This is a genomic window from Candidatus Collinsella stercoripullorum (assembly GCF_027669965.1).
In the GTDB taxonomy this organism is placed as follows: domain Bacteria; phylum Actinomycetota; class Coriobacteriia; order Coriobacteriales; family Coriobacteriaceae; genus Collinsella; species Collinsella stercoripullorum.
Genome location: NZ_JAQECM010000036.1, coordinates 1 through 24,125, shown reverse-complemented (window position 1 = coordinate 24,125; position 24,125 = coordinate 1). Strand labels below are relative to the sequence as shown.

The window sequence follows — 24,125 nt, the reverse complement described above, 5'->3', positions numbered from 1 at the left end:
AACCCGTAAGTAAGACGCTAGCAAACACAGGCGCGATGCGAGGGCGCAGCCGGCTGGAGCGAGCCGCGGCGCAATACACAGCCGGAGCGGGCGGGGCGGCCGTGGGACCGGCCCTCGCGCGTGGGGCGGGGCGGGCCCGAGCCGTGCGCGCAACGGAGCGGAGGCGGGCGGGCTGCGGACAGCCCTCGATGGGCAGCGGACGGCGGTGGCGGCACCCCGGGTGGCGGCGGGCAAAACTCGAGCGGGCTTGAGCTACGCCCGGATGGTCGCTACGACGATGTGTTCGTCTCGGGTCGCTTGGGTCGGACTCGGTGACAAGCCGACGTTCTTCTCGTTCTTCTCGTTCTTCTCGTTCTCTACGCCGTATTGGCTTGACATAGCGGTTAATCTAGTGGGCTTCCGCTCACCTTATGGGTCAAGATTGCGCTCTATCGTGCTGATATACTCTTTATATGGGAAGCACTTTGAGTTAGGCATTTTATGAGCGAATCCGACTTCACTTCGGACATCCTCGATCCGGAGCCAGGCATATTAATCGAGAGCCTTCGTGATATAGGCTATTCATTCAATAGTGCGCTCGCAGACATCATTGATAACTCAATTTCCGCTAACGCATCCCATATCGATGTTCTCGCCATCCCCGCCGACGACTTCTACGTCAGCATCATCGATAACGGCGCCGGGATGAGTGCAAGCGAGCTACGAAAGGCGATGCGACTGGGCAGTACAAGTCCTCGCGCCGAAAGGGCCCCAAAAGACTTGGGGCGGTTTGGCCTTGGTATGAAAACTGCGTCGTTCTCCCAGTGTCGCAGGCTGACAGTTGCCTCGCGATGTGAAGGCTCTCTCTCGGCGTTTACCTGGGATCTCGACGTAGTGATTAACGATAATTCTTGGAAGATTATTGAAAGACATGATTTTGAGAGCATTCGAGGTCTTGAGTATCTGACCGGCGATGGGACTCTAGTTCTCTGGGAGAAAGTCGACCGACTCTCCGGCGCAAGTGGTTCTGCGAAAGTTTCTTATTACGCTCGCGTCATTAGTGAAGCTCAGAGCCACCTCGCCCTCGTCTTCCATCGTTTTCTTGCTGGCGAGCCGGGGCTCTCTCGCATAGACATCTCATTTAACGGTCGCAAGCTTGACCCAATTGACCCATTCAACTCGAGACACAAGGCAACGCAAGTTCAGCCCTTCGAGGTAATCTGCCCTGGCGTCACCATGCAGGCATTTACCCTGCCGCACCGGTCTCATTACACGAGCCAACAAGAATATGATTACTACGGCCTCCGTGATGGGTATCTCAAAAACCAAGGTGTATACCTTTATAGAGCAAAGCGTCTTATCCTTTATGGCACTTGGTTCGGCGTCGCCAAGAAGACCGCGCTGACCCAACTTACTCGGGTAAAGATTGACATTGGCGTCGACCAAGACGAGCTGTGGAAAATAGACGTCAAGAAGGTCTCGGCTCAGATGCCTGAGGTCGTCCGAAACAGAATCAAGACCTTAATCGCATCCATTGGGGCGCCTTCGAAAAAGACCTATCGCAGGCGCGCGATCCGCCTGACCTCTCCCGAGGCGTATCCCGCATGGGCCGTGGAACAATCAGGAGAGAAGAGAATTTATCGCATCAACCGAGAGAACCCAGTCATATCAGCGCTGCGCACCGACGTTGGTGAAGAGAACGCAAAAGCTCTGGAGTCAGTCTTTTCCTTAATTGAGTCGACATTCCCCACTGAGTCGCTTTTCTACGATCTTGAAAACAACACGGAGAGCGTGTCTTTTGAGCCGATTGACAATGAGAGCTTCTCAGTTGCCGCAAAGGCATTCTTCTCCCAGCTCAAGCAACGGGGCATACCGGAAGAGGACGTTCTCGGCATCATGAGAGCTGCAGAGCCCTTCGCCTCAAGCTGGAGTAAGACCCTAGGTGCGCTTGGAATCGATGAAACAGAGGAATAATGGTTGTGACTAGAGACGAGTTTTCCAGACTGGTGGATGAAACTGTTCGACGTATTCTTTCTTTGGGGGGCGAGAGCCCTGAGGAGGAACAGGTTAGGCAAGAGTACGAGCGATATTACGATATCCTTCAGCCTGCCTCGTTTCCAACTGCGACTGAGGAGGACAAGCTTTCCATCGTCCCGGCATTGGTAAAGCGATACTGCTCCGAGTTCACCATCAAAAAGAAGGTCGGGTTCGCCTATTTCGACGACTCGACTCATAAGTGGCTCGACGATGTTGAGGACCAGATCGGATGGAAGTATTGGAATCGATACAAAGACTATTTGCTCTTTACGAAGAGATGGTCGAAAAACGCTGTGAGGACGCTCGATCGGGACACCTATAACCTTCTTGATCTCATGGCAGATCCTAGAGGCAGCGAATGTTTTGAGAGGCGAGGGCTAGTTGTAGCCTCCGTTCAATCGGGGAAGACGTCGAACTACATTGGTGTTATCTCGAGGGCGGCTGATGCGGGCTTCAAGCTCATCATCGTCATGGCAGGCGTCCACAACGTGCTGAGGAGCCAGACTCAGCAGCGCATCGAAGAGGGATTTACGGGCTTTACGATAGAGAACAATACTCGCCAACCTGTTGGTGTCGGATTGACAAAGCCCATTGAGCCTCACGTCATGATGTGCACGACTAGGGCGGAGGACTTTAATAAGCGACGCGCCGGAGCCCTGATGTCAATTCAGGTGCAGCACGTCACGCAAAACGTACCGCTGATTTTCGTCATAAAGAAGAACAGCAACGCATTGAAGCAGGTATATGAGTGGCTTAAGTCTAATGCGAACTCTAACGATCCCATCCTCATCATCGATGACGAGGCGGATAATGCCTCAATTAACGGAAAGTACAAGCGAGAGCATCGAGACGACGAGCCGACCAGAATCAATGGGCAGATTCGCAACATTCTCAGTCTCTTCAGTCGCTGCTGTTATCTCGGATATACTGCCACCCCGTACGCCAATATCCTGATTGACCCCGACCTCGAGTCCGAAGACTACGGAAGGGACTTGTTCCCCGGCAGCTTCATCTACACCCTAAGCGACTCGTCGGACTACTTCGGCGCCGAGAAGGTGTTTGGTGACTTTGACGAACCCCGCCCAAGACATCTTAGGTTCATCGACGACATCGACGACTTCCTTCCCCCGAAGCACAAGAGCACGTACAAGATGCACGCTCTTCCTGACAGCCTGAAAGAGGCTATAAGAGCTTTCGTCTTGGCCGACACTATACGTAGCCTAAGGGGACAATCATCTGAACACTGCACGATGATGGTCAACGTCTCCCCGTACAAGATTCCCCAGAAGTCAGTTGCTGACTGCATCTCAGACTACCTAGAGGTCCTCCGTGAATCGGTAAACGCTCTTGCCGGGCTGCCCGTTTCCATGGCTCTGAGCTGTCCCAGCGACAACGAGATCGTCATGCTCAAGGAGACGTGGTCTAGAGAGTATGAGACCACTCTGGACGACCGCTTCATCTGGGACGAGGTGCAGCCGGCGCTGATTGACTCGGTTGCCCGAATCCACGTCGTTAGCATCAACACCGACTCGAACGACGTCCTGAACTACGATGGCCAAGTCGAGCACGTTATCGCCGTCGGAGGCTATAGGCTTTCTCGAGGGCTCACCCTTGAGGGTCTGACAGTTTCCTACTACTCAAGAAACGCAAAGGCATATGACGCACTCATGCAGATGGCGCGCTGGTTCGGCTATCGTGCTGGCTACGAGGACTTGTGCAGGATTTGGATGTCACAGCAGGCAGCCGGTTGGTACAAGTTCGTCGCCGACTCCACAGATGATCTGATTGCGGACCTCCGAGAGATGAGGCAGCTAAGGAGCAACCCAAGGGACTACGGCCTAAAAATCCAGCGGTCTCCCGACTCTCTTACCGTGACCGCCCGAAACAAGATGGGGACCGGCAAGATCGTTAAGGCTCCAATTGACCTTAACAATGGTTTCGCGGAAACCGTGTCGTTTGTTAGAGACCGGAGAGTCATTGATAGCAATATTCAGGCGTGCTTCGACCTCCTTAGGAGTCTAGACAAAGCAAGTAGGGATGCGACGGAGCGGTTCCTCTTTAGAAACGTTCCGGTGTGTCACATCAAATCATTTCTTAGCTGCTACAAAAACGATGACACTGAGTCAATTCGATCCCAGACAACGCCGATTCTCAACTACATCGACGGCTGCCTTTCCATTGACGAGCTCACATTGTGGGACGTCCTCGTCGCACAGGGGGGCGATTCCGACGCTTCCATGGATCTTCCCGTGGTTGGTCGAGTCAGTTGCGAGCGGAGGTCACCAGGCTTGCGCACAAATGGCGCCTCGCTCGTCGTTGGCGAGAACAACCGCTTGGCAAGCCGCGGTGTCGAGAAGGCCGGACTTACCGAGGGTCAGATAGAGCGTGCCGAGGAGAGGTTCAGGGCCGAAAACCCGGAGAGGACTAAGAACTGCTCCGATAGGTACTATCGCGCCGAGAGGACGAAACCCCTTTTGGTGATTCATCCCGTGAACATGAAGTTCGGAAACAACGAGCGCTCGAAGAACTGGACGAAAATCGACGGCTGGGGCTCCCCTGAGCACCAAGAAAAAGCAATTGGATGGAGCATCAGCTTCCCCAAGAGCAGCGCCCAGGCAAACCTTGTTGATTACGTCTTCAACGAAGTCGCACTTAAGAACATCAGCAGCGATTTCAGGGAAGAGAGCGATGACGACTATGCGGACGACTAGCACACAATTTCCTTGGTTGGAAATCGAGAATTCGTCGGCTTCATCCGATTTCAACGTGCGCCTTGTCGGCGAAGCCGACAACCCCTCCGGCAGGCGGATCTTTTGGGGAAAGAGTTACGAAGGGCATCCGGCACTTCTAATCGAATATGGCACTGAACATTGGGAGCCGATAGCCATCCCCCTATTCGAGCATCTTGTGGTCTACGACTATAAGCACACGAGCACGCTGGCCATCATCTTAAGAAGCAACAGCATGGAGGACTTCTTCTATCGAGTTGCGCTAGATATCGTCCACTCGATTCAGGGCCTCAGCAAGGATGCCATACGAGCTGCGGCCATTCTCCGCCTGCAACGATGGAGCGCCTTCCTCAAGCCTACGCGAGCGCGTCTGTCCCGTGAGGAGCAAAAGGGCCTCATCGCTGAACTCATGTTCCTGCAAAGGTTTGCATTCGAGGTCTATTCGCAGGGAGAGGCGTTGGCACATTGGGCGGGCCCTGACGCCGGAAGAAGAGACTTCGAGTTTGGCCAGACCTTCGTCGAAGTTAAAAGCAAGCGCGACTCCGCGAACCCCGCAATATTGATCTCTTCCGAAATGCAGCTCAATAAGAACGAGTCTGAAAGGCTCTTCCTTTACGTTGTAGAGCTTAGCGAGTCCATGGAGGACAACCCGAAGGCCTTTACTGTCTCGGACCTCGTTAGGGAGATCAAAGTGTGTCTCGTGTCTCCATTCGACATCGCGATGTTTGAGAAGAAGCTTGCCAACGTTGGATACTTCGACGAGGACGACTACTCTGCCGACCGATGGACCGAAGGCGAAACGTCGATCTTCGAGGTACGCGGGGAGTTTCCAAGGATAACCTCTGAGAACTGTCCGGCTGGGATAATGAAGGTGAAATACCAAATCGACCTTAGTTGTTGCCAAGACTACTTGGCTAACGAGGATTCGCTGCTCGGCGCGATGGGATAAGACATGCAAACCATTGAAGAGTATTACGAAGAGCTGTATCAGGAAGTCGTCTCGTCAGCAGAGGCACAAGGCGAGTTCAAGGAGGACGCCTTCTTCGATCAAATGGTGGAGCTCCTCATCGATGCAGGCGAGTTCGACTATGCAGAGCGCTCTTACTTTCAGCCCTCGTCTCAACGGGGCATTAGGGTCGATGGCTTCTGCGGCGACCCCCTAGAGATGGGGGTCCCATCCCAGGAGGAAGGCTATACGCTCGGCCTCATCGTGCTCGACTACTCTCAAGACACGAGCTTGAGCACGCTGACAAACACAGATATGGAGGCCGACTTTCGAAGGCTCGAAAAATACCTTATTAAGGCGCTGGATGCTAGGTTCAGGGCCTCCCTTGAGCCAACGGACCCGGGGTTTAATCTTGCTGACATGATTAGCTCGAGATGGGAGAAGATTTCTCGCGTCAACCTGTTCCTCCTTACCAACAAGCTTCTCAGCAAAAGGATTGAAGGCAAGAAGCAGGGCGATCTCGACAATAGGGAGATCGTTTACAACGTCTGGGACATCGAACGAATAAAGAACCTCGTTGAATCCGGCAAGGAGCGGGAACCCCTCCATATTGATTTCAACGAGCTTCCAACTGGTCCAATCCCCACCCTTCTCGCAAGCTCAACGAAGGATCGACGCAGGGTGTTCCTCGCCGCGATTCCCGGCGCTGACCTTGCCGCAATCTACGACCGCTGGGGGACAAGGCTCCTGGAGGCAAACGTCAGAGTCTTCCTTCAAGCCCGAAGCAACGTCAACAAAGGCATCAGGAGGACACTGGAGAATGAACCCGAGCTCTTCTTCTCCTTTAATAACGGAATAACGGCAACCGCTGAACGCGTTGGCGTTGTTGAGGATGACGGTGGACTAAAGATTGCAAGCCTTGAGAACCTGCAGATTGTCAACGGGGCACAGACGACGGCCTCTATTTATGCCGCGTTCAAGGCGAAGAAAGATCTTCGGAAAGTTTTTGTTCAGATGAAGCTGAGCGAGATTAGTCCCGAGGACGCCAAGGACCTCGTCCCCAGAATCTCCGAGTTTGCCAACAGCCAGAACAAGGTCTCTGCTGCGGACTTCTTTGCGAACCATCCCTATCACATTCGGATTGAAGACTTCTCGAGAAGGATTCTGGCTCCGATGAAGACCGATAGCTTCACTCAGACAAAGTGGTACTACGAAAGGGCTAGGGGCTCGTATCGGGATGCTCAGGCATATCTAACCCCTGCAAAGAAGCGCGCATTCGTTCGTACGTATCCCAAGGCTCAGACTTTTTCGAAAACCGACCTCGCTAAGTATCTCATGGTTTGGGGAGATAAGGGTTATCTGGTCAACAGGGGCGCTCAAAAGAACTTCGCCGAGTTTGCAAAGACAATAACCGACGAGTGGGAGAAGAACGACAAACAGTTCAACGAATACTATTTCAAAAGGCTCATTGCAAAGAAAATAATCTTCGACTCGACTGGGAAGATCGTCCAAGGCAGAGATTGGTATGAGGCTGGCGGATATAGGTCCCAGCACGTTGTCCTCACGATTGGAGTGCTCTCGCGTTCCTTGGAGAGAATGGGGAAGTCTCTCGACTTTCTAGCAATTTGGAATAGGCAGGATATTGATCCGCAGCTTGAGAAGGCTTTGGAGCTTGCGGCTGATAAAGCTCATGAGGTACTGATGAGCCCGGCGGAGGGATATCGGAACATCTCAGAGTGGGCAAAGCAGCAGAAGTGCTGGCTCACGGTCAGAAAGGCAGACATCCAATGGGATGAAGAGTGGATTAAGAAGCTCAATAGCTTGGAGGACGAGCGTGACATTGAGCGCCAGGAGGCCAAGAGCCAGGGAGAGCTCAACGGAATAGAGGCGCAGACTGAAGTTGTCGAAGCTGGCCCCGAATTCTGGAAGAAGTTCCTCAGCTGGTGTCTACGTGAGGGCGAAGGCTCCGAAAAGGAGCTTGGCATTCTAAAGGTTGCGGCGCAGATTCCTGCCAAGCTCCCCAGTGACAAGCAGTCTGTCATCTTGATTGACTTCTACAAGCGAATGAGAGGCAGCGGTTGCCCATATAAAATCAGGGCCAGCCGAAGTCGCGTTTAGCCCTTCATTGGCTTAGACCGGCTTTCTCCCAAGCGCATTGGCGACGACGACCGCGATTTGCTGGGCGAGCATTGGCGGCACGGCGTTTCCAACCTGCGTGTATTGAGAGGTTCGGTTTCCCTCGAACAGGTAGTCATCTGGGAATGTCTGGAGCCTTGCCGCTTCGCGCACGGTCAGGCTTCGACATTGGACGGGATCGGGATGGATGTAATGATGTCCGTCCTTTGCTATGTGCGACGTGATAGTTGTTGAGGGGCTGTCGGCCATCTGGACGCGGAACCGATCATTGAACTTGAATGACCCTCCCTCCGCGCTCTGAACATTCTTATGATTGGGAAGGAGCTGCCGAGGGAAATCATTCAAGCGAGGAGGGACACCCTTAACTTCTGCGTATGCCGAGCAGAACAAGTAGCGGTCCAAGTCCGAAGCAAGGTGGGCCCTTGCAACATGACTCGTCAGCACCTTCCTATTTCCAAGTCTGCCCCGATACCAGGAGTCATAGATGCCGTGGTCGGAAGTTATTTCCGTCCTCTCGTCTTTTCTTGGCGGATGAGTTGAGAGGACTCGCCTGAGAGCAGGGGCAATCTCCTCTCCCACGCTCGTCTCGAGAAGCCTCTTGGCTGCGGAGTCGACGTATGCCGCCCAGCTCGTGATCTCCGAGCTACTGTTCCTTTTCGAGAAGCCGCTTCTTATCTTCGGAATTCCCGTGAGCGCCTCCCCGAGGCTAACTCTCCTCTTCTTTTCCAAGATAGTCGTTTCGATGCCGAGGCCTTTTCTGACCCCCAGCAAGATGACGCGATGGCGTGTCTGCGGAATGCCGTAGTCCTCCGCGCGAACCACGTAGTCGCGCGGGCTTTCAGGGCTTTCAGTTACAAGGGAACGAATCTCGTATCCCGCTCCCTCCATGTCAGCGACGATGCGAGAGAACATCTCATGGCCATCATGGGTTGCGGATAGCAAGCCCTTGACGTTCTCCATTACGAATATGTCCGGCTTCAGGGCTTCGATGAACGACAGGTAGCACTTATAAAGAGTATGCTTCTCGTCGTTCTCGAAGTTCTCGTCATGGGCCCTTCTGGATCTTCCTGCGAGTGAGTATGCTTGGCAGGGCGGTCCGCCTATGATGACAAGGGAGCCGTTACCGTTCTTCTTCCGCCAGTTCTCGAGACGCCTTTTTGCGATGTCTACGTGAGTGCTGTCGCCTTCCTTTAGTCTGGCTAGAAGGGCCTCTTCCACGGATTGCTTCCATAGACGAGGTTTATATGCGATCAGCTCTTGGAAGCTCTTCTCGTCGTGCTTTTGCATGTACCTGATGTAGACAGAAGGTACCTTTCCGTCAGCCTTGAGAATCTTCCGAAGATAGGCTCGAAGCCTTAACGTCCTATGGGCTTGCTCGTCACACTCAATTGACAGGATGCTCTGAAAGATGGGTTTCCCCGCCTCGTCCCGCAACGAAGAGAAGCCTTCACCGAGCCCCCCAGGACCAGCAAATAGATCAATCATGGGTATCACTGTGCTTCACCCTTTCTAAGATACATCCCCCAGGTTACCAGGGAGCCGCATCTTTTTCCAGGGCGAGTCTTGTCTCCATGAGTTTGGTTATTTCAAAAAGAATTGAACTTGTATCTATATGCTTGGCCTAGACAGAAGAATGGTCTGATTGCGGTCTGCCAAGGCGGCGAAACTCGGTCCCAGCCACACGCTCGACTCTCCGGGCCCGAGCACGAGCGGCATGCGGTCGTGGATGGGCGCCACGCTGGCGTTCGGCCTAGTGGTGACGATCGAGAACCGGTCGCCCTCGCGCACGGCGGCGATCAGGAACGCCCTGGCGCCGGGGAGTCGGAACAGGTACTGGCGGCGCACGGACCTGCCGGTCTTCTCGCTCTCGACCCTCTCGGTCATGTGGCCCTCGTAGAACGCGCGCACGGGCACGAGGCAGCGCCCCTCCGCTATGGCCTTCGCCCACATGCCGCGCCTGCCCAGGCGCAGCTGCTCGAGGGCGGACTCGATGCGCGTGTTGAAGACGGCGTTGGGCTTTCCGTCGAGCGGGAAGCCCCACGTGAGGCGTGCGACGGCGAGGCCGCCGCCCTTGGGAACGTAGACGGGAACGAGGCTGCCCGGGCGAGCGTCGTGCAGGGGGTCCGGGCGCTCGATGTAGCGGATCGCGTGCGCGCCGGGAGTGGCGCGCGCGTCCAGCACGGCCTGCGCCTCCTCGACCGTGAGCGGGCACATCCTCACGCACATCGCTGCCTCCTTGCCCTCGTCCTTCTTCCCATTATCCCCTCACGGGGTCTTTGTGACGCGCCCATAGCCTGTACCCATCGTTTGGGTGCGGGCTTTTTCTTTGCCCGCCTTACTGGAAGGACGGGCAGATGGATGGCTTTCAGGACGAAACGAAGCAGGTCGACGAGGTCGCGCGGCAGCAGGCGCCGCAGCGCGACGACCAGGATGAGGCGTCGCAGGCGCAGGTGAGCGCAGCGGCTGCTGGCGGTGACGCGGCCGCCCAGGCACGCGCGGGCCACGAGGCGGCGCTTGCTGAGCGTGACGCGCGCATCGCCGAACTTGAGGGCGAAATCTCGGAGGCACCCAAAACCGCGTAGACGGCCGAGAAGCTGCGCGCCGAGATGGACAAGCTGCACCGCCAGGGCGACGAGGAGCGCGTGGGCTTCGAGCTGCAGATCGCTGGAGCAAGGAACATCAAGGCCGCCCGTGCGCTGCTCAGTGACTACGGCAACGACATAGACAAGCTGAGGGCGGCCGAGCCGTGGATGATCAGTGCGGGGACGACCGCCCAGGCGCAGACGGGAGCGACGGGCCTGCCGAACGCGGGCGCGGCCACCGACGAGAGCGCGCAGATGAGGCGCTGGCGTAGGATCTCCGGCAGCGAGGGAGACGAGAAGTAACCGATTGCCAACTCAATCGCATACGTAAGGAACTACACGAGCGTACTTGACGAGGTCTACAAGCGCGCGGCGTGCTCGACGTGCTTGAACTCGCCACGCCGCATGGCGCGCGCGGGGCGCAATGACAAGGAGATCATGGTCCCGAAGATCGAGGTCTCGGGGCTCGGGAACTACACCCGAAACGTCGGGTACAAGACTGGCTCGATAACCTACGAGTTCGAGACCAAGACGTTCAACTACGACCGCGGCATCAAGCTGCTAGCCGACGTGATGGACGTCGAGGAGGCCGGGGTCCTCGACTGCTTCGTGGCGGCGGGCTCGGAGCTCCAGCGCACGCAGGTGGCGCCGGAGGCCGATGCCTTCACGTTCTCCGAGATCGCGGGGCACGAGGGCGTAACGCCCGCCGTCGAGGACTTCTCGGAGGCGGAGGCCGAGGACGTGCTGGCGAGTCTTTGCGCGAAGCGGAATACGCGTAACATTAATATCGACCGCATCGCCACCCTTGCACCCAACGCAAACACCCACACCTGCCGCAACGGCGCGCCCCCACCCTCCACGCGCCCCAACCCACACAAGCAACGCCGCCAAAACCTGCGCGGGCCACCGGAGCGCGCTATAATCAGCGCATCGGAGATAAAAACACGACCCCGTCGGGTAGTCGGGGTGCGGGCGGCGCCCGTCAGTAACCTGCCTCCTTGGTTGTCCCTTCTCCGCGTGGCTTCTACAAAAAGGAGGAATCAGCCATGCGGAAGATCAGCGTATCCTCCACCCTTGTCGTGCGCTTCGACGGCCAGTTCTGGGTGGGAATCGTGGAGCGCGTCGAAGACGGACAGCTCAGTGCATGCCGGGTGGTGTTCGGCGCCGAACCGTCCTGCGAGGAGATCCTCGACTTCGTGCTCCACAAATGGACCCAACTCACCTTCAGCGAACCCGTCTCCCACCGAACGCGCGCGTTGGCGGAAAACCCCAAACGCCGTCAACGCGAGGTCGCACGCGAGCTGAGGCGACGCGGCCCCTCGACTAAAGCGCAGCTCGCCCTAGCCGAGCAGCGAGAAACGCAGGCACGAGAAAGCGCATCTCGAAAGCGGGAGGAACAGAAAGAGAAGCGCATCCTGCGCTTCATGCAGAAGCGGGACAAGGCGAAGAGGAAGCGCCGCGGCCACTGACCCTCCCCTGCCCGGCCGCTCGTACAAACGGCGCCCTGGCCGGGAGCCGCATCCCTCCCCGCCATCGGCCCCCGTCCGCACCCCCACAGCAAAACGGGGGCCGGCTGCGACGCCGACCCCCCGGAACCGACTGCGCCTCGTCACGCCGTCAGCGGTAGGTGTAGAACCCCTTGCCCGCCGCGACGCCGGTCTCCCCCGCGTCGATCTTCTCCTTGAGCAGCGCGCCGATGCGCGCCACGAGCGAGTCGGGGTCCTTGGCCTCCGGCTTCATCATGACGATGTTGTACGCCGTGGTGAGCCCGACCACGTCGAGGATCTGGAACGGGCCGAGCGGCGCCCCCGTTCCGAGCTTCCACGCGCGGTCGATGTCCTCGACGGACCCGATGCCCGCCGCCCACAGGCCCTGGGCGGCCGAGAGGAACGGCACGAGCAGGCTGTTCAGCAGATACCCGGGCTGCTCCTTCATCACCTTGAGCGGCACCATGCGGATGGACTCGGCGAAGGCGACAACCTCGTCGAAGTACGCCATGTCGGTGCCCGCGTGCGGCATGATCTCCGCCGCCGGGTGCGCCCAGATCTCGTTGGCGAAATGCAGCGCCAGGTACTTCTCGGGCCGCCCCGTGTAGGAGGCGAAGGTGCTGGGCAGCATCGTGGAGGAGTTCGTCACCACGACGGTCTTCTCCGGCAGGTGGCCCGCCATCTCCGTGTAGAAGGCGATCTTCTGCTCGGGGTTCTCGGCGATGGACTCGATCACGAGGTCCGCGTCCGCGAACGCCTCCTCGTAGCTGCAGGTGAGCTTCAGCCCCCGGTACGCGGCCTCGACGCGCTCCTTGGCGGCGTCGCACGCCTCGGGCGTCACGCCGTCCTTGGGGAGCAGGCCGTATGCGTAGGCGGCGGGGTCGGTCTTCATGGCCTCCAGCGTATCGAGATAGGTCCGGCGCAGCGCGTCGATCTTGGGCTGGCAGCGCCCGATCGACCCTTCAGAGCGAAGCCAGATGGTCACGTTGTAGCCGCTGTAGGCGGTCTGGAAGGCGATCTGGCTGCCCAGCACGCCGCCGCCGGCGACGACGATGTTCTTATATTCCATGGAGCGGTCTCCTTTCGGTCAGTGCGGCGGCGGTCCGCCGCGTCCATGGCCCATATTCCCCGAAAGGAGCCGTTGATACCTTTTTGCCGTCCCCGCGCTCGCAAGCGGTCGCCCGCCCCGCCCGGGCGGCGCGTCACGCCGTCGTCAGCAGGCGCCGGTACGCATCCAGCCCGCGCAGCAGGACGCGCTCGTCCAGATCGAAGGTGTCCGCATGCAGCGGCGTGCCCGTCCCCGTGCCCAGCAGCAGGAACACCCCGGGAAGATGCCGCTGGTAGAACGAGAAGTCCTCGGCGATCAGCAGGGGCTCGGGGACCTCCTCGAGCCGCGGGAGCGCGCCGCGCACGAGCTCGAACAGCGCGGGGTCGTTCACCACGGGCGGGTACCCCTCGGAGAACCCCAGCTCGACCTCGCAGCCCTCCTCCCCCGCCGCCGTCCGCGCCACGGCGTCGAGCTCGGCGCACGCGCGGTCGAACATCGCATCCGAGAACACGCGCAGGCTGCCCTCCACGCGCGCCGACGCCGCCACCGCGTTGCGGACCGTCCCCGCCTCCATGCGGCCGAACCGCAGCGTGCAGGGCTCCTCCTGCTCCAGCTTGCGCGAGAGCCACTTGGCGCCCACCGCGAAGCGCGCCGCGGCCCCCAGCGCGTCGCGGCCCTCGCGGTAGCGCGCGATATGCGCCGACCTGCCCGTGAAGCTCGCCGTGACCTCGCTCGAGCGCGCGAGCAGCGGGCCCGGCCGCGAGGCGACCGTGCCGGCGGGCAGGTCCGGCCACACGTGGAACCCGAAGATGCGGTCGACCCCGTAGCGCTCGAACACCCCGCTCTCGCAGACCGTCTTGGCGCCCCCGGTGGTCTCCTCCGCCGGCTGGAACACGAACAGCACGTTGCGCGGCAGCGCGCCCGGATCCCGGCGCACGGCCCGGTCCACCCAGCGCGCCGCGGCGAGCGCCATGGCCATATGCGCGTCGTGCCCGCAGGCGTGCATCCGCCCCGGGTGCTCGGACGCGAACGGCAGGCCCGTCCGCTCCGCCACCGGCACGGCGTCTATGTCCGCGCGGATCGCCGTGCACCCCGTGCCGCCGACGTCGAAGTGGGCGCAGACGCAGGAGCGGCACGGGCGCGACACCTCGCAGGAGAGCGCCCCGAGCACCCGCTCCACGTAGGCGGTCGTCTCGGGCAGGTCGAAGTCGAGTTCCGGGATCCGGTGCAGGTCGCGCCGGAAGCGCGTCAGCTCCGCGACATCCATCTCATCCGTGCTCCCGGCGGCGCCGGCGGGCGAATCGGTCATCGGGTCCTCCTCCCGGTCGGGCGAAGCGCGGCGGCCGGGCGCCGCGGACGGTCCCGCGGTGCGCCCGGTGGCGCGTCGAACGTTTCCAAATGATATCGCAGCAGCGCGCGCTCTTGTGGGATGGAGTGCGCAGTTGTAGGGTTCACCCATTCGATAGAGGCGCGGGTGCGATGGCGCGCGGGGGAGCCGGCAGGCTCGGATCCCGCGCGGAGGCAATCCCGCCGAACCCGGCGTCCGGGCGCGGCCGCCGGGTGGGCCTGCGGGGAACACCCACAGGACTGTCTGCACGAACATCCTGCAGGAGCGCTATCAGGGAGGCACCATGCCCAAGAAGCCCTTCATCGGCAAGGACCGCGCGGTCGAGCTGGCCGAGACCTACCCCACCCCCTTCTACCTGTACGACGAGGCCGGCATCCGCCGGACGGCGCGTGCCGTGAACGAAGCCTTCGCCTGGAACCCGGGGTTCTGCGAGTACTTCGCCGTCAAGGCCAACCCCAACCCCTCCCTCATCTCCCTCCTGCTCGAGGAGGGCTGCGGCCTGGACTGCTCGAGCGCCACCGAGCTCATGCTCGCCCGCGCCCTCGGCGTCCGCGGCAAGCGGATCATGTTCTCGTCCAACGACACGCCCGCCGCCGATTTCCGCCTCGCCCGCGAGCTCGGCGCCATCGTGAACTTCGACGACATCACGCACATCCCCTTCTTCGAGCGCGAGGCGGGGCCCGTCCCCGAGACCGTCTGCTGCCGCTTCAACCCCGGCGGGCTGTTCCGCCTCTCCAACGGCATCATGGACAACCCCGGCGACGCCAAGTACGGCATGACGGCCGAGCAGCTCGAGCGCGCCCTCCCGATGCTGGCGGACGCGGGCGCGCGGACCTTCGGGCTGCACGCCTTCCTCGCCAGCAACACCTTGACCGAAGAGTACTACCCCGCGCTCGCCCGCATCCTGTTCCGCCTCGCCGCCGACCTGTCCGAGCGCACCGGCGTCCGCATCTCGTTCATCGACCTCTCGGGCGGGGTGGGCATCCCCTACCGGCCCGGCGAGCGCCCCTGCGACATCCGCGCCATCGGCGAGGGCGTGCGGCGCGCCTTCGAGGAGATCCTGGTCCCCGCGGGCCTCGGGGACACGGCCCTGTGCGCGGAGCTGGGGCGCTTCATGCTGGGCCCGCACGGGGTCCTCATCACCCGCGCCATCCACGAGAAGCGCACCTACAAGGACTATATCGGCGTCGACGCCTGCGCGGCCGACCTCATCCGCCCGGCCATGTACGGCGCCTACCACCACATCACCGTGCTGGGCCAGGCGGGCGGCCCGGACAAGAGCGCGGACGCGCCGGCGGGCGTGTTCGACGTGGTGGGCGGCCTGTGCGAGAACAACGACAAGTTCGCCGTGGACCGCGAGCTCCCCGCCGTCGAGCCCGGCGACCTGCTCGTCATCCACGATGCGGGCGCGCACGCCCACGCCATGGGCTTCAACTACAACGGGCGCCTGCGCCCCGCCGAGGTCCTGCTGCGCGAGGACGGCGGAACCGAGCTCATCCGTCGCGCCGAGACCCCGGCGGACTACTTCGCCACGCTCGACGCCACGCCGCTCGGGCGCTCCGTGCTCGCGTCGCTCGCAGAACCGCTCGCCTAGCCGGACCGGGCCGGCGCGCCCGCCGGTGCGGGGCGTCACCGCGCGAAGCCGCCGGCCGGCGCGCCCACCGGTGCGTCCCCGCACGAAGCCGCCCCGGAACCGCCGCAGCCCGCCGCGCAGCGCCCGGCCCCGCCCCAGCCCGCTGCACGGCGCCCAGCCCCTCCCCACCGGGGCCGCCGCCCCAGGGCCGCCGCATCACCGAGAGAAGGGAACACCATGGACATCCGCAACCTCACCGGCTCGATCACCGCGCTCGTGACGCCGTTCGCCGCCGACGGGTCGATCGACTACGGCGCGCTCGGGCGCCTCGTCGACTTCCAGCTCGACGCGGGAACCGACGCGCTGCTGCCGCTCGGCACCACGGGCGAGAGCTCGACGATGACGCACGAGGAGGACGAGGAGGTGGCGCGCTTCGTCGTGGAGCGCGTCGCCGGGCGCGTGCCGGTCATCGCGGGCGCGGGCTCCAACAGCACCGAGACGATGGTCGAGAAGTGCCGCGCGTTCGAGCGCATCGGCGTCGACGGCCTGCTCATCATCACCCCGTACTACAACAAGAGCAGCGAGGAGGGGGTCTACCGGCACCTGGCCTCCGCCGCCGAGGCGGTCGGGGTGCCCTGCATCGTCTACAACGTTCCCGGGCGCACCGGCTGCGCGCTCAGCGCGGCCAACGTGGAGCGGCTCGCCGCGCACCCCAACATCATGGGCATCAAGGAGGCGAGCGGGTCGGTCGATTTCGCCGCGGACATCGCGCACCTGCTCTCCGACGGCTTCCGCATGTACTCGGGCGAGGACGCCCTCACCGTCCCCCTCATGGCGCTCGGCGCCTCCGGGGTCATCAGCGTCTGGGCGAACGTGCAGCCCGCGCTCGTCCACGGGATGTGCCGGGCGTTCCTCGACGGCGACGTCCGCCGCGCGCGGGAGATCCAGGTCGCCGCGATGCCGCTGATCCGCGCGCTGTTCTGCGAGGTGAACCCCATCCCGGTGAAGGAGGCCCTCGCGCAGATGGGCCTGTGCGACGCCGTCTTCCGCATGCCGCTCGTGCCCATGTCCGAACCCGCGCGCGAGCGGCTCGTCGAGGCTATGAAGGGGGCTGGTCTGCATGCTTAGGATCGCGATCATGGGGGCCGGGCGCATGGGCTCGCTCATCCGGGCGACCGCCGAGGCCGCGCGCGACGGCGCGGGCGGCGCGCGCTTCCAGGTGGTGGCGCAGGTGGGATACGACCCCGCCGAGGCCGCACGCGCCGAGGCCGCCGACGTGCTGCTGGACTTCTCGAACGCATCCTGCCTGGACGCGGCCCTCGCATACGCGCGCTCCGCGCGGTGCGCCGTGGTCGAGGGCACGACCGGGTACACCGAGGGGCAGATGGAGCAGCTGCGCGCCCTGGGGCGGGAGCTCCCCGTGGTGTGGTCGGGCAACTACTCCGTCGGCGTCGCGGCGCTGCGGCACCTGGTCGCCCAGGCGGCCCGCGAGCTGCCCGGCTTCGACGTGGAGATCGTCGAGTGCCATCACGCCGCGAAGGCCGACGCCCCCTCCGGCACGGCGCGCATGCTGCTCGACGAGGTGACCGCCGCGCGCGACGGGGCCGTGCGCCCGGTCTACGGGCGCTCCGGCATGTGCGGCGCCCGCGACGCGGCGGAGGTCGGGGTCCACGCGGTGCGGGGCGGGACCGTGGCGGGCGTGCACACGGTCATGCTGCTCGGGGACGACGAGGAGGTCACCCTCGCGCACCGCGCGGCGAGCCGGCAGATCTTCGTGAACGGCGCCCTCGAGGCGGCGCAGCGGCTCGCCGGCCGCCCGGCGGGGTTCTACACCTTCGACGAGCTGATGTTCAGCTGACGGCGGAAAGACCGCGACCGGCGGCGGCAGACCGGACCGACCCCGTGACGGCAGATGGGGCAGCCCCGTGCCGTCATCGAGCGGTCCCCGCTGCCACATGATGCAAGAAGCTAGGAAAGGGAAACCACCATGGATGCACAGGAGATCATCGACTTCATCGCCACGGCGCCGAAGAGGACGCCGGTCAAGGTGTACGCGCGCCTGAAGGACGGCGCGTGCGTGGACTGGGGCGGGGCACACGTCTACGGCGGCCCCGAGGGGCTCGTCGCCTTCGGCGACTGGGCGCAGCTCGGGTCCGTCGTCGAGGCGAACCGCGACGCCATCGCGTACCTCGATATCGAGAGCGACCGGAGGAACTCCGCGGTCCCGCTGCTCGATGCGAAGGGGCTGAACGCCCGCATCGAGCCGGGCGCGATCATCCGCGAGCACGTCGAGATCGGCGACGGCGCCGTGATCATGATGGGCGCCATCCTCAACATCGGCGCCGTGGTCGGCGCGGGCACGATGATCGACATGGGGGCGGTGCTCGGCGGACGGGCGACCGTGGGGGCGCGCTGCCACATCGGCGCGGGGGCCGTGCTCGCAGGGGTCGTGGAGCCCGCGAGCGCCGTGCCCGTCGTCGTGGAGGACGGCGTCATGATCGGCGCGAACGCGGTCGTGCTGGAGGGCGTCCGCATCGGCGAGAACGCGGTGGTGGCCGCCGGCGCCGTCTGCGTGGAGGACGTCCCCGCCGGCGCGGTGGCCGCCGGCGTGCCCGCGCGCGTCATCAAGACGCGCGACGCCGCCACCGATGCCAAGACGGGGCTGGTGGAGGCCCTCCGGACGCTGTAGCCGTCACGGGCGCGCCCCGCGGGCGCGCGGGGCTACGGGAGCCTCATGCGGAGCAGCGGATAGGGGGCGCCCTGGTCGTCGGTATCGGTGCGGTCGAAGACGGAGAACCCCATATGGCGGTAGAACCCGACGGCCTGGGGGTTCTGCTCGTTCACCGTGAGCTCGGTCACGCCCGCGTCCTGGACGCCCCGCTCCAGCAGCAGGCGGCCGATTCCGCGCCCGCGCTCCCCGGGGTCGATGAAGAGCATGTCAAGCAGGGCGCCGTCGACCCCCATGAAGCCCACCGGGACGCCCGCGCGCCGGGCGACGAACAGCCGCGGCGTGGCGCGGATGGCCCCGGGGACGTAGGCCCGCAGGCGCTCGACCTCGCCGTCGGGCAGAAACCCGTGGGTCGCCCGCACCGAGCGCTCCCATAGGTCGGTGAGCGCGCCGACGAGCCCGGACGCCCGGTCGGCGACCTCCCCGGTCATGATGCCGTCCGACTCGAGGGCGAGCAGGGTGCGCTTGCGCCACAGGCCGCCCGCGTACCCGGTGAGCGAGCCGCCCGACCCCACGGCGCGATGGCAGGGCACGATGAGCGAGACGGGGTTCCTCCCCACGGCCGCGCCGACCGCCCGGCAGGCGGCGGGGCGGCCGAGGTCGCGCGCGATATCCCCGTACGTCGCGGTGGCACCGTAGGGGATGCGCCGCAGCGCGCCCCACACCTCCCGCTGGAACGGCGTGCCGCCCAACGCGACCGCAGGGGGCCGGACCTGCCGGCCGCCCTCCAGGTGGGCGTCCAGCCAGCCGCGGGCCTCGGCGAAGACGGGGAGGTCGGGAGCGGCCTGAGCGTCTGTCCCGAGGCCCGCGCCGTCGTAGCGCTGCCCGACGAACCACAGGCCCGTGAGCGCCCGGCCGTCGCTCGCCAGGCGCACCTCCCCGAGCGGGGACTCGACGATCGCGGTGTAGCGCATCCCTGCCTCCCTTCGCAGACGATCTCCCAGGCGGTCCCGCCGGACCGGCGGGCGCGGCGCGCGGCCTAGCGCGGCGCGCGGCCTAGCGGGCCTCCCCCGCCTCCGTGCAGCGGAACAGCGCCCGCGCATCCCCCGCATCGGCCCCCGCGCGGAAACGGCGGATGATGCCCATGCGCTCGACGGTCGATGCGGCGAGCGGAGCGGGCGGGTCGTCGGGGGAGAACCACCCGACCTCCAGGCTCTCGTCGTCCGCCACGCGCGGGACGGCGGCCCCGCCCTCGCGCAGGCGGCAGCAGAACAGCAGATCGAGGTACTGGCAGCGGTCCCCGTTCGCGTAGACCGTCTCGTGCCGGGCGGCCGTCACCCCCGCGAGCGCCACCGGGACGCAGTCGACGCCCGTCTCCTCGCGCACCTCGCGCACCACGGTGTCGGCGGGCTCCTCGCCCGGCTCGTTGATGCCGTAGACGAGCGCCCACTCCCCCGTGTCCGCGCGCCTTCCGAACAGCACGCGCCCCGCGCCGTCCTCGACGTACGCGGTCACGCCGATCAGCCAGAGCGGGTCGTGGCCGATCTTCTCCCTCAGCCGCAGGATGAACTCGGGTGTCGCCATGCGCCGCCTCCTCGATCGCCGTCGCCCGGGGCCGGACACCTGCATGGTATCACGGCCCGCGGAGGAGGCGCCGCGACCGGGGCCGGGCGTCCGCGCGGCGGCGGGCGCCCGCCTGCGGGTACAATGGTTCCGGAAAAAACGACCCATCACCGGGAGGCACGAATGATCAAAGCCGCGTTCTTCGATGTGGACGGCACCCTGCTCAGCTTCAAGACCCACGACGTCCCGGAATCGACCCGGCGCGCGCTCGCCGCGCTGCGCGAGCGCGGCATCAAGCTGTTCGTCGCCACCGGGCGCTCGTACAAGATGCTCCCGCCCGCGGTCAGCACCGGGTTCGACGGCTACGTCACCATCAACGGCCAACTGTGCTTCGACGGGGACGGCCGGTTCCGCCGCCAGCGCATCGATCCGGAGGGCGTCCGCATCGCCGTCGAGCAGATCCGGTCGGGACTGTACAACGCCCTGTTCATCACCGAGGAGCGCTCCTACATCAGCGGCAAGAACCAGCGGCTCCTCGAGCACGAGCGCGAGGTCGGCATCTCGTACGACCAGGACGATCCGGCGTGCGCGCTCGACGAGGAGATCATGCAGATGTGCGCCTTCGTGGAGCCGGAAGACGAGCACCTCGTCACCGACGCGAACCCCTACGTCTTCACGGCGCGGTGGTGCGACGACTTCTGCGACGTGATGCCCGCGGGCGGGGGCAAGCCCGTCGGCGTGCGCGCCATGTGCGAGCGCCACGGGATCGACCTGTCCGAGGCGATCGCGTTCGGCGACGGCGGCAACGACATCTCCATGCTGCGATGCGTGGGCACGGGCATCGCCATGGGCAACGCGCGCGAGGGCGTGACGGAGGCCGCCGACATGGTGACGACCTCCGTGGACGACGACGGGATCTGGAACGCCTGCCGCGAGCTCGGGCTCGTGTGACCGCAGCCGGTTCCCGCCCGCCCGGCGGCGCGCGGCTCCCGTGGGGCGGGACGCCGCGGTGCGGGTACCTGGCTACCGCGAGAGCTCGCGCCGGTAGACGCGGGCGAGATGCGCCGTCACGAGGGCGACGGCGAACGCACAGATTACAGAGAGACGCCGAGCGGCACTCAGTCAGACAAAATAGGCAGCCGCAAACGCCACGATGGAAAGGACCAGCGGAGCTACTTTCGCTGCCGCGTTCTCGACCTCCAGCACGAAGCCCGCCAATCCCACCAACGCGGAAAAACCGCCTACGATGGAGAGGTCGATGGCGAGCACCGAAATAGATGACGAACCCGCACCCGCGATCCCCGCGTTGACGTTCACCAACGTGAAGATGGCTGCAAAGATCGCAAACAGAGTGATTGTGCGCTCATAGATGCGCTTCTCCATGCCCTTGATCTCGTCCGCTTTTCTATCGAGTTCGCGCATCTCGCTCTTGTACACATCTTCGTAACTCGCCAAACCGGAAAAATCGAACTCGTCGGAGAATGCTCCGGAGTACGGATGCATGACCGTCCCATCGACCCTGTCGAAAACAATCTGCGCGATGCCTTTAGAGCGATTCAAGTAAATAGAACGAGCACTAACGTTCGTGACGCGGAAGAACACACGCGTCCGATGCCCAGGAAAGTACACGGGGGCATCGAGCGACAGGCCCTGCCGGATGCGGGAATTGCGGAGCAGAACGCGCGCCGAGAGATCGGAGGGAAGGTTGATGACCTCCTCGCAGGCAACGAAAACCGAGTCACCGGGAGCCAAGTCGAAGCTCTGATGCGATCCGGTTCGATCATAAAACGAGCGCGTAACTAGATCGTAGGAGACGGGGCCGACATTCTCCTCGACCGCGCCCTCAATCACGCCGTCCTTGATAAGACCGACGACACCCTCATCGCTCAGCATGGCATGCACCTCCGTGCTTCCGGTTGCTCAACGAGTATACACCCGCCGCGCACGCACCGCAGCGCGCCCGTGCGCCGCAAGGATTTTGACTGAGCGATATGTTCAAGGGAATTGTCCGCACTTGCGACCGTTGAAACAAATGATTCATCGATATGGGAGCAGGGCGTCGGAATATATTTCAGCAAGCGCGTCCGTGAACTCATCGGTGATGCGAGGCTCGTTGCTATGCGCGACTCCTCCTGAGTTCCGCAGCGCGCTCGAACGCTTCGTCGAGGGATGTGGCGTAGCAGCCAGTCTGGATATCCGCGACACCTCTTCCCACGGATTCGAGCAGACGGGCCTCATACGCCGCATCCTCCCGCTCCCTGGCGATGCGCTCCTCGAAAACCTCCTCACCGCAAAAGACATAGGAGCCCGTGCCCCGCTCCGTGACACGCACAACGTTATCGCGTGCAGCCGACTTCACCTGAGAGGGGTTGCACTGAAGGGCAGTCATAGAATAATTGGGCTCCACGGTCGTACCTCGATTCGGAAGATGATGCGTATAACTGCCTGAGATTATGTCAGGTGGGTGAAGAGGGGTAGGACAATGGAGTTGATATCCCTGACCGACGTACGGCATGACGCCGTCAGCAACGCTTCTCCTACGATGATATCCCCGCGTTGCCCTGTTCAAATCGAGTTTAGAGAACCTCGCCCAGACGAGCCCATCATTAAAATCGCTGAGGTGCCGATACAACCGGCGATTGGAAACAACACACATGGGAGGTTCCAACGACGGGTCGACATCCTCCTCGAAGCGAACATCCAAAATCGGGGCAGTGACGCACATCCCGCCCGCAAACACCCACAGCACAATCTCCCGATACTCAACATCGACCAACCGCGGCTCGCGGTGCTCCGCGTAGTACACGCCCGCGATGTATGCGAGGACGCACAGCTGCAGGATGAAGGCAATAGCGTCGGCAAGACTCAGCACACACGCCCCCACACTGAACCGGCTGAACAGGACGGCCGCGAACACGCCGGGGGCGTCGTCACCGACACCCCCAATCCACGCGGGCAAACCGGGCGCTGCGAAAGGATCGTACATGAAACTCCAAATCGTCGCCCAGATGCAGCCTACTGAGTACACCCAGTCCAATATTCCCTCGAACCTTGCGGAATATTCTCACATCGTCAGGACGAGAATGTGTATCATCCCCAGGCCGGCGGTGACGTTCATGACCCTGTTCGCAAGAAGCAGGGACCCGGTTGCGACCGTCGACAGGGCAATCGCTCCGAACGCGATGGCGAACGTGATGAGTGCTTGGATGATGAATGTGGCGAGGGGTCTATGCGCACACCGCCTCCCATTTCTTGGACTGGAAAGTAAAGTCCGAGAGATGGGAGGCTTTTCCATGACGATCTACGACAGGTCGGTGAGGGAGCTGGCCTGCGGGCTCTTCGGCCGCGGGCTCGGCTACCGGTCCGCGGCGAAACGGCTGGGGGTCCCGCCCAAAGCCGTGAGAAAATGGCAGCAGACGTACCGGGTCGTCGGGAGGGATGCGCCGCTGGACATGGGGACCCACAGGAGATACGACTACGAGACCAAGGTCGCCGCGGCGAGCGCCGTGGTCGACGGCGGGATGGCCAGACCCGAGGCGATGGAGCGCTTCGGGATAGCGAGCGAGTCGCCGCTGAGGAGCTGGTGCAGGCTCTACCGCGAGGGCGGGGCGGAGGCGCTCAGGCCGAGGCCCAAGGGCAGGCCGCGCAAGGAGGCCGCGCCCGCGACGCGCGAGGAGGAGCTCGAGCGCGAGGTGCGCAGGCTCGAGGCCGAGGTGGCGTACCTAAAACAATCGATAGCCCTGAAGGCGGAGCTGCGCTCCCGAACCGGGAGAAGGCCCTAGCGGTCGCCGCGCTTTCAGGGCAGGGGCACGGCCTCGCCGACCTGCTGGGGGCCGCGGGCCTCGCCAGGTCCAGCTGCTGCTACGCGCCCTCGCACCCGAAGGCCCCGACCAGGCCGGGGCTGCGGCCCAGGGTCGCCGAGATCTTCGGGAGGCTCCCGAACGGCGTCGGGCACCGGCAGGTGGCGATGGAGCTGCGGGCCGTCGACGGCGCCCGCATAGCCGACAAGACCGTCCTCAAGATGATGAA

At 63.1% G+C, this 24,125-nt stretch carries 21 protein-coding genes and 1 riboswitch; of the genes, 13 read left to right on the top strand and 8 right to left on the bottom strand.

Going from position 1 to position 24,125, the window contains the following annotated elements:
• The first annotated feature begins 480 nt into the window (after positions 1-480).
• Genes PHA29_RS07640 through PHA29_RS07625 form a run of 4 tightly spaced genes read left to right on the top strand, consistent with a single transcriptional unit; the run spans position 481 to position 7,809 of the window.
• A complete protein-coding gene (locus PHA29_RS07640) occupies positions 481-1,953 on the top strand; it encodes an ATP-binding protein (protein ID WP_270848999.1) in 1,473 nt (490 codons plus the stop codon).
• A gap of 5 nt (positions 1,954-1,958) precedes the next feature.
• Positions 1,959-4,727 carry a Z1 domain-containing protein gene (locus PHA29_RS07635; protein ID WP_270848997.1) on the top strand — a complete coding sequence of 923 codons (2,769 nt, stop codon included), beginning with the start codon at positions 1,959-1,961 and terminating at the stop codon, positions 4,725-4,727.
• On the top strand, positions 4,705-5,694 hold the full coding sequence (locus tag PHA29_RS07630; protein ID WP_333491383.1) for a PD-(D/E)XK motif protein: 990 nt from the start codon (positions 4,705-4,707) through the stop codon (positions 5,692-5,694). The genes PHA29_RS07635 and PHA29_RS07630 overlap by 23 nt, the downstream gene beginning before the upstream one ends.
• A 3-nt stretch (positions 5,695-5,697) precedes the next feature.
• Positions 5,698-7,809: an AIPR family protein gene (locus PHA29_RS07625; RefSeq protein WP_270848995.1), complete on the top strand. Its 2,112-nt coding sequence runs from the start codon at positions 5,698-5,700 to the stop codon at positions 7,807-7,809.
• Positions 7,810-7,821: 12 nt separating this feature from the next.
• Here the strand turns inward: PHA29_RS07625 and PHA29_RS07620 are convergent, their stop codons facing one another.
• Together PHA29_RS07620 and PHA29_RS07615 are read right to left on the bottom strand one after the other, a co-directional pair.
• A complete protein-coding gene (locus PHA29_RS07620) occupies positions 7,822-9,312 on the bottom strand; it encodes a DNA cytosine methyltransferase (protein WP_270848993.1) in 1,491 nt (496 codons plus the stop codon).
• 123 nt (positions 9,313-9,435) lie between these two features.
• The gene (locus PHA29_RS07615) at positions 9,436-10,053 is read right to left on the bottom strand and encodes an SOS response-associated peptidase family protein (RefSeq protein ID WP_270848992.1); all 618 of its coding nucleotides are present in this window, start codon (positions 10,051-10,053) and stop codon (positions 9,436-9,438) included.
• Positions 10,054-10,181: 128 nt separating this feature from the next.
• Between PHA29_RS07615 and PHA29_RS07610 the strand changes: the two genes are divergently transcribed.
• The 3 genes from PHA29_RS07610 (at position 10,182) to PHA29_RS07600 (ending at position 11,878) form a co-directional block, all read left to right on the top strand.
• A complete protein-coding gene (locus PHA29_RS07610) occupies positions 10,182-10,409 on the top strand; it encodes a hypothetical protein (RefSeq protein WP_270848990.1) in 228 nt (75 codons plus the stop codon).
• 24 nt (positions 10,410-10,433) lie between these two features.
• Positions 10,434-10,712 (top strand): hypothetical protein, encoded by a 279-nt coding sequence (locus tag PHA29_RS07605; RefSeq protein WP_270848988.1) that lies wholly within the window; start codon positions 10,434-10,436, stop codon positions 10,710-10,712.
• A 743-nt stretch (positions 10,713-11,455) separates the two neighbouring features.
• Complete coding sequence (locus tag PHA29_RS07600; RefSeq protein ID WP_270848986.1) at positions 11,456-11,878, top strand: YjdF family protein; 423 nt, start codon at positions 11,456-11,458, stop codon at positions 11,876-11,878.
• 148 nt (positions 11,879-12,026) lie between these two features.
• On the opposite strand, the gene PHA29_RS07595 is transcribed toward PHA29_RS07600, so the two are convergent.
• Positions 12,027-12,965, bottom strand: coding sequence for a 3-hydroxyacyl-CoA dehydrogenase (locus tag PHA29_RS07595; RefSeq protein ID WP_270405352.1), 939 nt, complete (start codon positions 12,963-12,965; stop codon positions 12,027-12,029).
• 133 nt (positions 12,966-13,098) lie between these two features.
• Complete coding sequence (locus PHA29_RS07590; RefSeq protein WP_270848985.1) at positions 13,099-14,253, bottom strand: amidohydrolase; 1,155 nt, start codon at positions 14,251-14,253, stop codon at positions 13,099-13,101.
• A 146-nt stretch (positions 14,254-14,399) separates the two neighbouring features.
• Positions 14,400-14,570, top strand: a riboswitch (Lysine riboswitch).
• Between the two features lie 5 nt (positions 14,571-14,575).
• On the opposite strand from PHA29_RS07590, the gene PHA29_RS07585 reads away from it, so the two are divergent.
• From PHA29_RS07585 to dapD, 4 genes are all read left to right on the top strand, one after another.
• Positions 14,576-15,886: a diaminopimelate decarboxylase gene (locus tag PHA29_RS07585; RefSeq protein WP_270848983.1), complete on the top strand. Its 1,311-nt coding sequence runs from the start codon at positions 14,576-14,578 to the stop codon at positions 15,884-15,886.
• A gap of 216 nt (positions 15,887-16,102) precedes the next feature.
• Positions 16,103-16,993 carry a 4-hydroxy-tetrahydrodipicolinate synthase gene (gene dapA, locus PHA29_RS07580; protein ID WP_270848981.1) on the top strand — a complete coding sequence of 297 codons (891 nt, stop codon included), beginning with the start codon at positions 16,103-16,105 and terminating at the stop codon, positions 16,991-16,993.
• Positions 16,986-17,723 carry a 4-hydroxy-tetrahydrodipicolinate reductase gene (gene dapB / locus PHA29_RS07575; RefSeq protein ID WP_270848979.1) on the top strand — a complete coding sequence of 246 codons (738 nt, stop codon included), beginning with the start codon at positions 16,986-16,988 and terminating at the stop codon, positions 17,721-17,723. Before dapA ends, dapB begins: the two co-directional genes overlap by 8 nt.
• A gap of 129 nt (positions 17,724-17,852) precedes the next feature.
• Positions 17,853-18,554: a 2,3,4,5-tetrahydropyridine-2,6-dicarboxylate N-acetyltransferase gene (gene dapD, locus PHA29_RS07570; RefSeq protein ID WP_270848977.1), complete on the top strand. Its 702-nt coding sequence runs from the start codon at positions 17,853-17,855 to the stop codon at positions 18,552-18,554.
• Between the two features lie 32 nt (positions 18,555-18,586).
• Here the strand turns inward: dapD and PHA29_RS07565 are convergent, their stop codons facing one another.
• Positions 18,587-19,507 carry a GNAT family N-acetyltransferase gene (locus PHA29_RS07565; protein WP_270848975.1) on the bottom strand — a complete coding sequence of 307 codons (921 nt, stop codon included), beginning with the start codon at positions 19,505-19,507 and terminating at the stop codon, positions 18,587-18,589.
• An 82-nt stretch (positions 19,508-19,589) separates the two neighbouring features.
• A complete protein-coding gene (locus PHA29_RS07560; protein ID WP_270848973.1) occupies positions 19,590-20,117 on the bottom strand; it encodes an NUDIX hydrolase in 528 nt (175 codons plus the stop codon).
• Positions 20,118-20,279: 162 nt separating this feature from the next.
• On the opposite strand from PHA29_RS07560, the gene PHA29_RS07555 reads away from it, so the two are divergent.
• Positions 20,280-21,047 carry a Cof-type HAD-IIB family hydrolase gene (locus tag PHA29_RS07555; RefSeq protein WP_270848971.1) on the top strand — a complete coding sequence of 256 codons (768 nt, stop codon included), beginning with the start codon at positions 20,280-20,282 and terminating at the stop codon, positions 21,045-21,047.
• A gap of 171 nt (positions 21,048-21,218) precedes the next feature.
• Here the strand turns inward: PHA29_RS07555 and PHA29_RS07550 are convergent, their stop codons facing one another.
• Both PHA29_RS07550 and PHA29_RS07545 read right to left on the bottom strand, forming a co-directional pair.
• Positions 21,219-21,989, bottom strand: a complete 771-nt coding sequence (locus PHA29_RS07550; RefSeq protein WP_270848969.1) for a dCTP deaminase domain-containing protein — start codon at positions 21,987-21,989, stop codon at positions 21,219-21,221.
• Between the two features lie 223 nt (positions 21,990-22,212).
• Positions 22,213-23,082 carry a hypothetical protein gene (locus PHA29_RS07545; RefSeq protein ID WP_270848967.1) on the bottom strand — a complete coding sequence of 290 codons (870 nt, stop codon included), beginning with the start codon at positions 23,080-23,082 and terminating at the stop codon, positions 22,213-22,215.
• Between PHA29_RS07545 and PHA29_RS07540 the strand changes: the two genes are divergently transcribed.
• On the top strand, positions 23,081-23,878 hold the full coding sequence (locus PHA29_RS07540; RefSeq protein WP_270848965.1) for a helix-turn-helix domain-containing protein: 798 nt from the start codon (positions 23,081-23,083) through the stop codon (positions 23,876-23,878). The two genes, PHA29_RS07545 and PHA29_RS07540, sit on opposite strands and share 2 nt — an antisense overlap.
• The last annotated feature ends 247 nt before the right edge of the window (positions 23,879-24,125 follow it).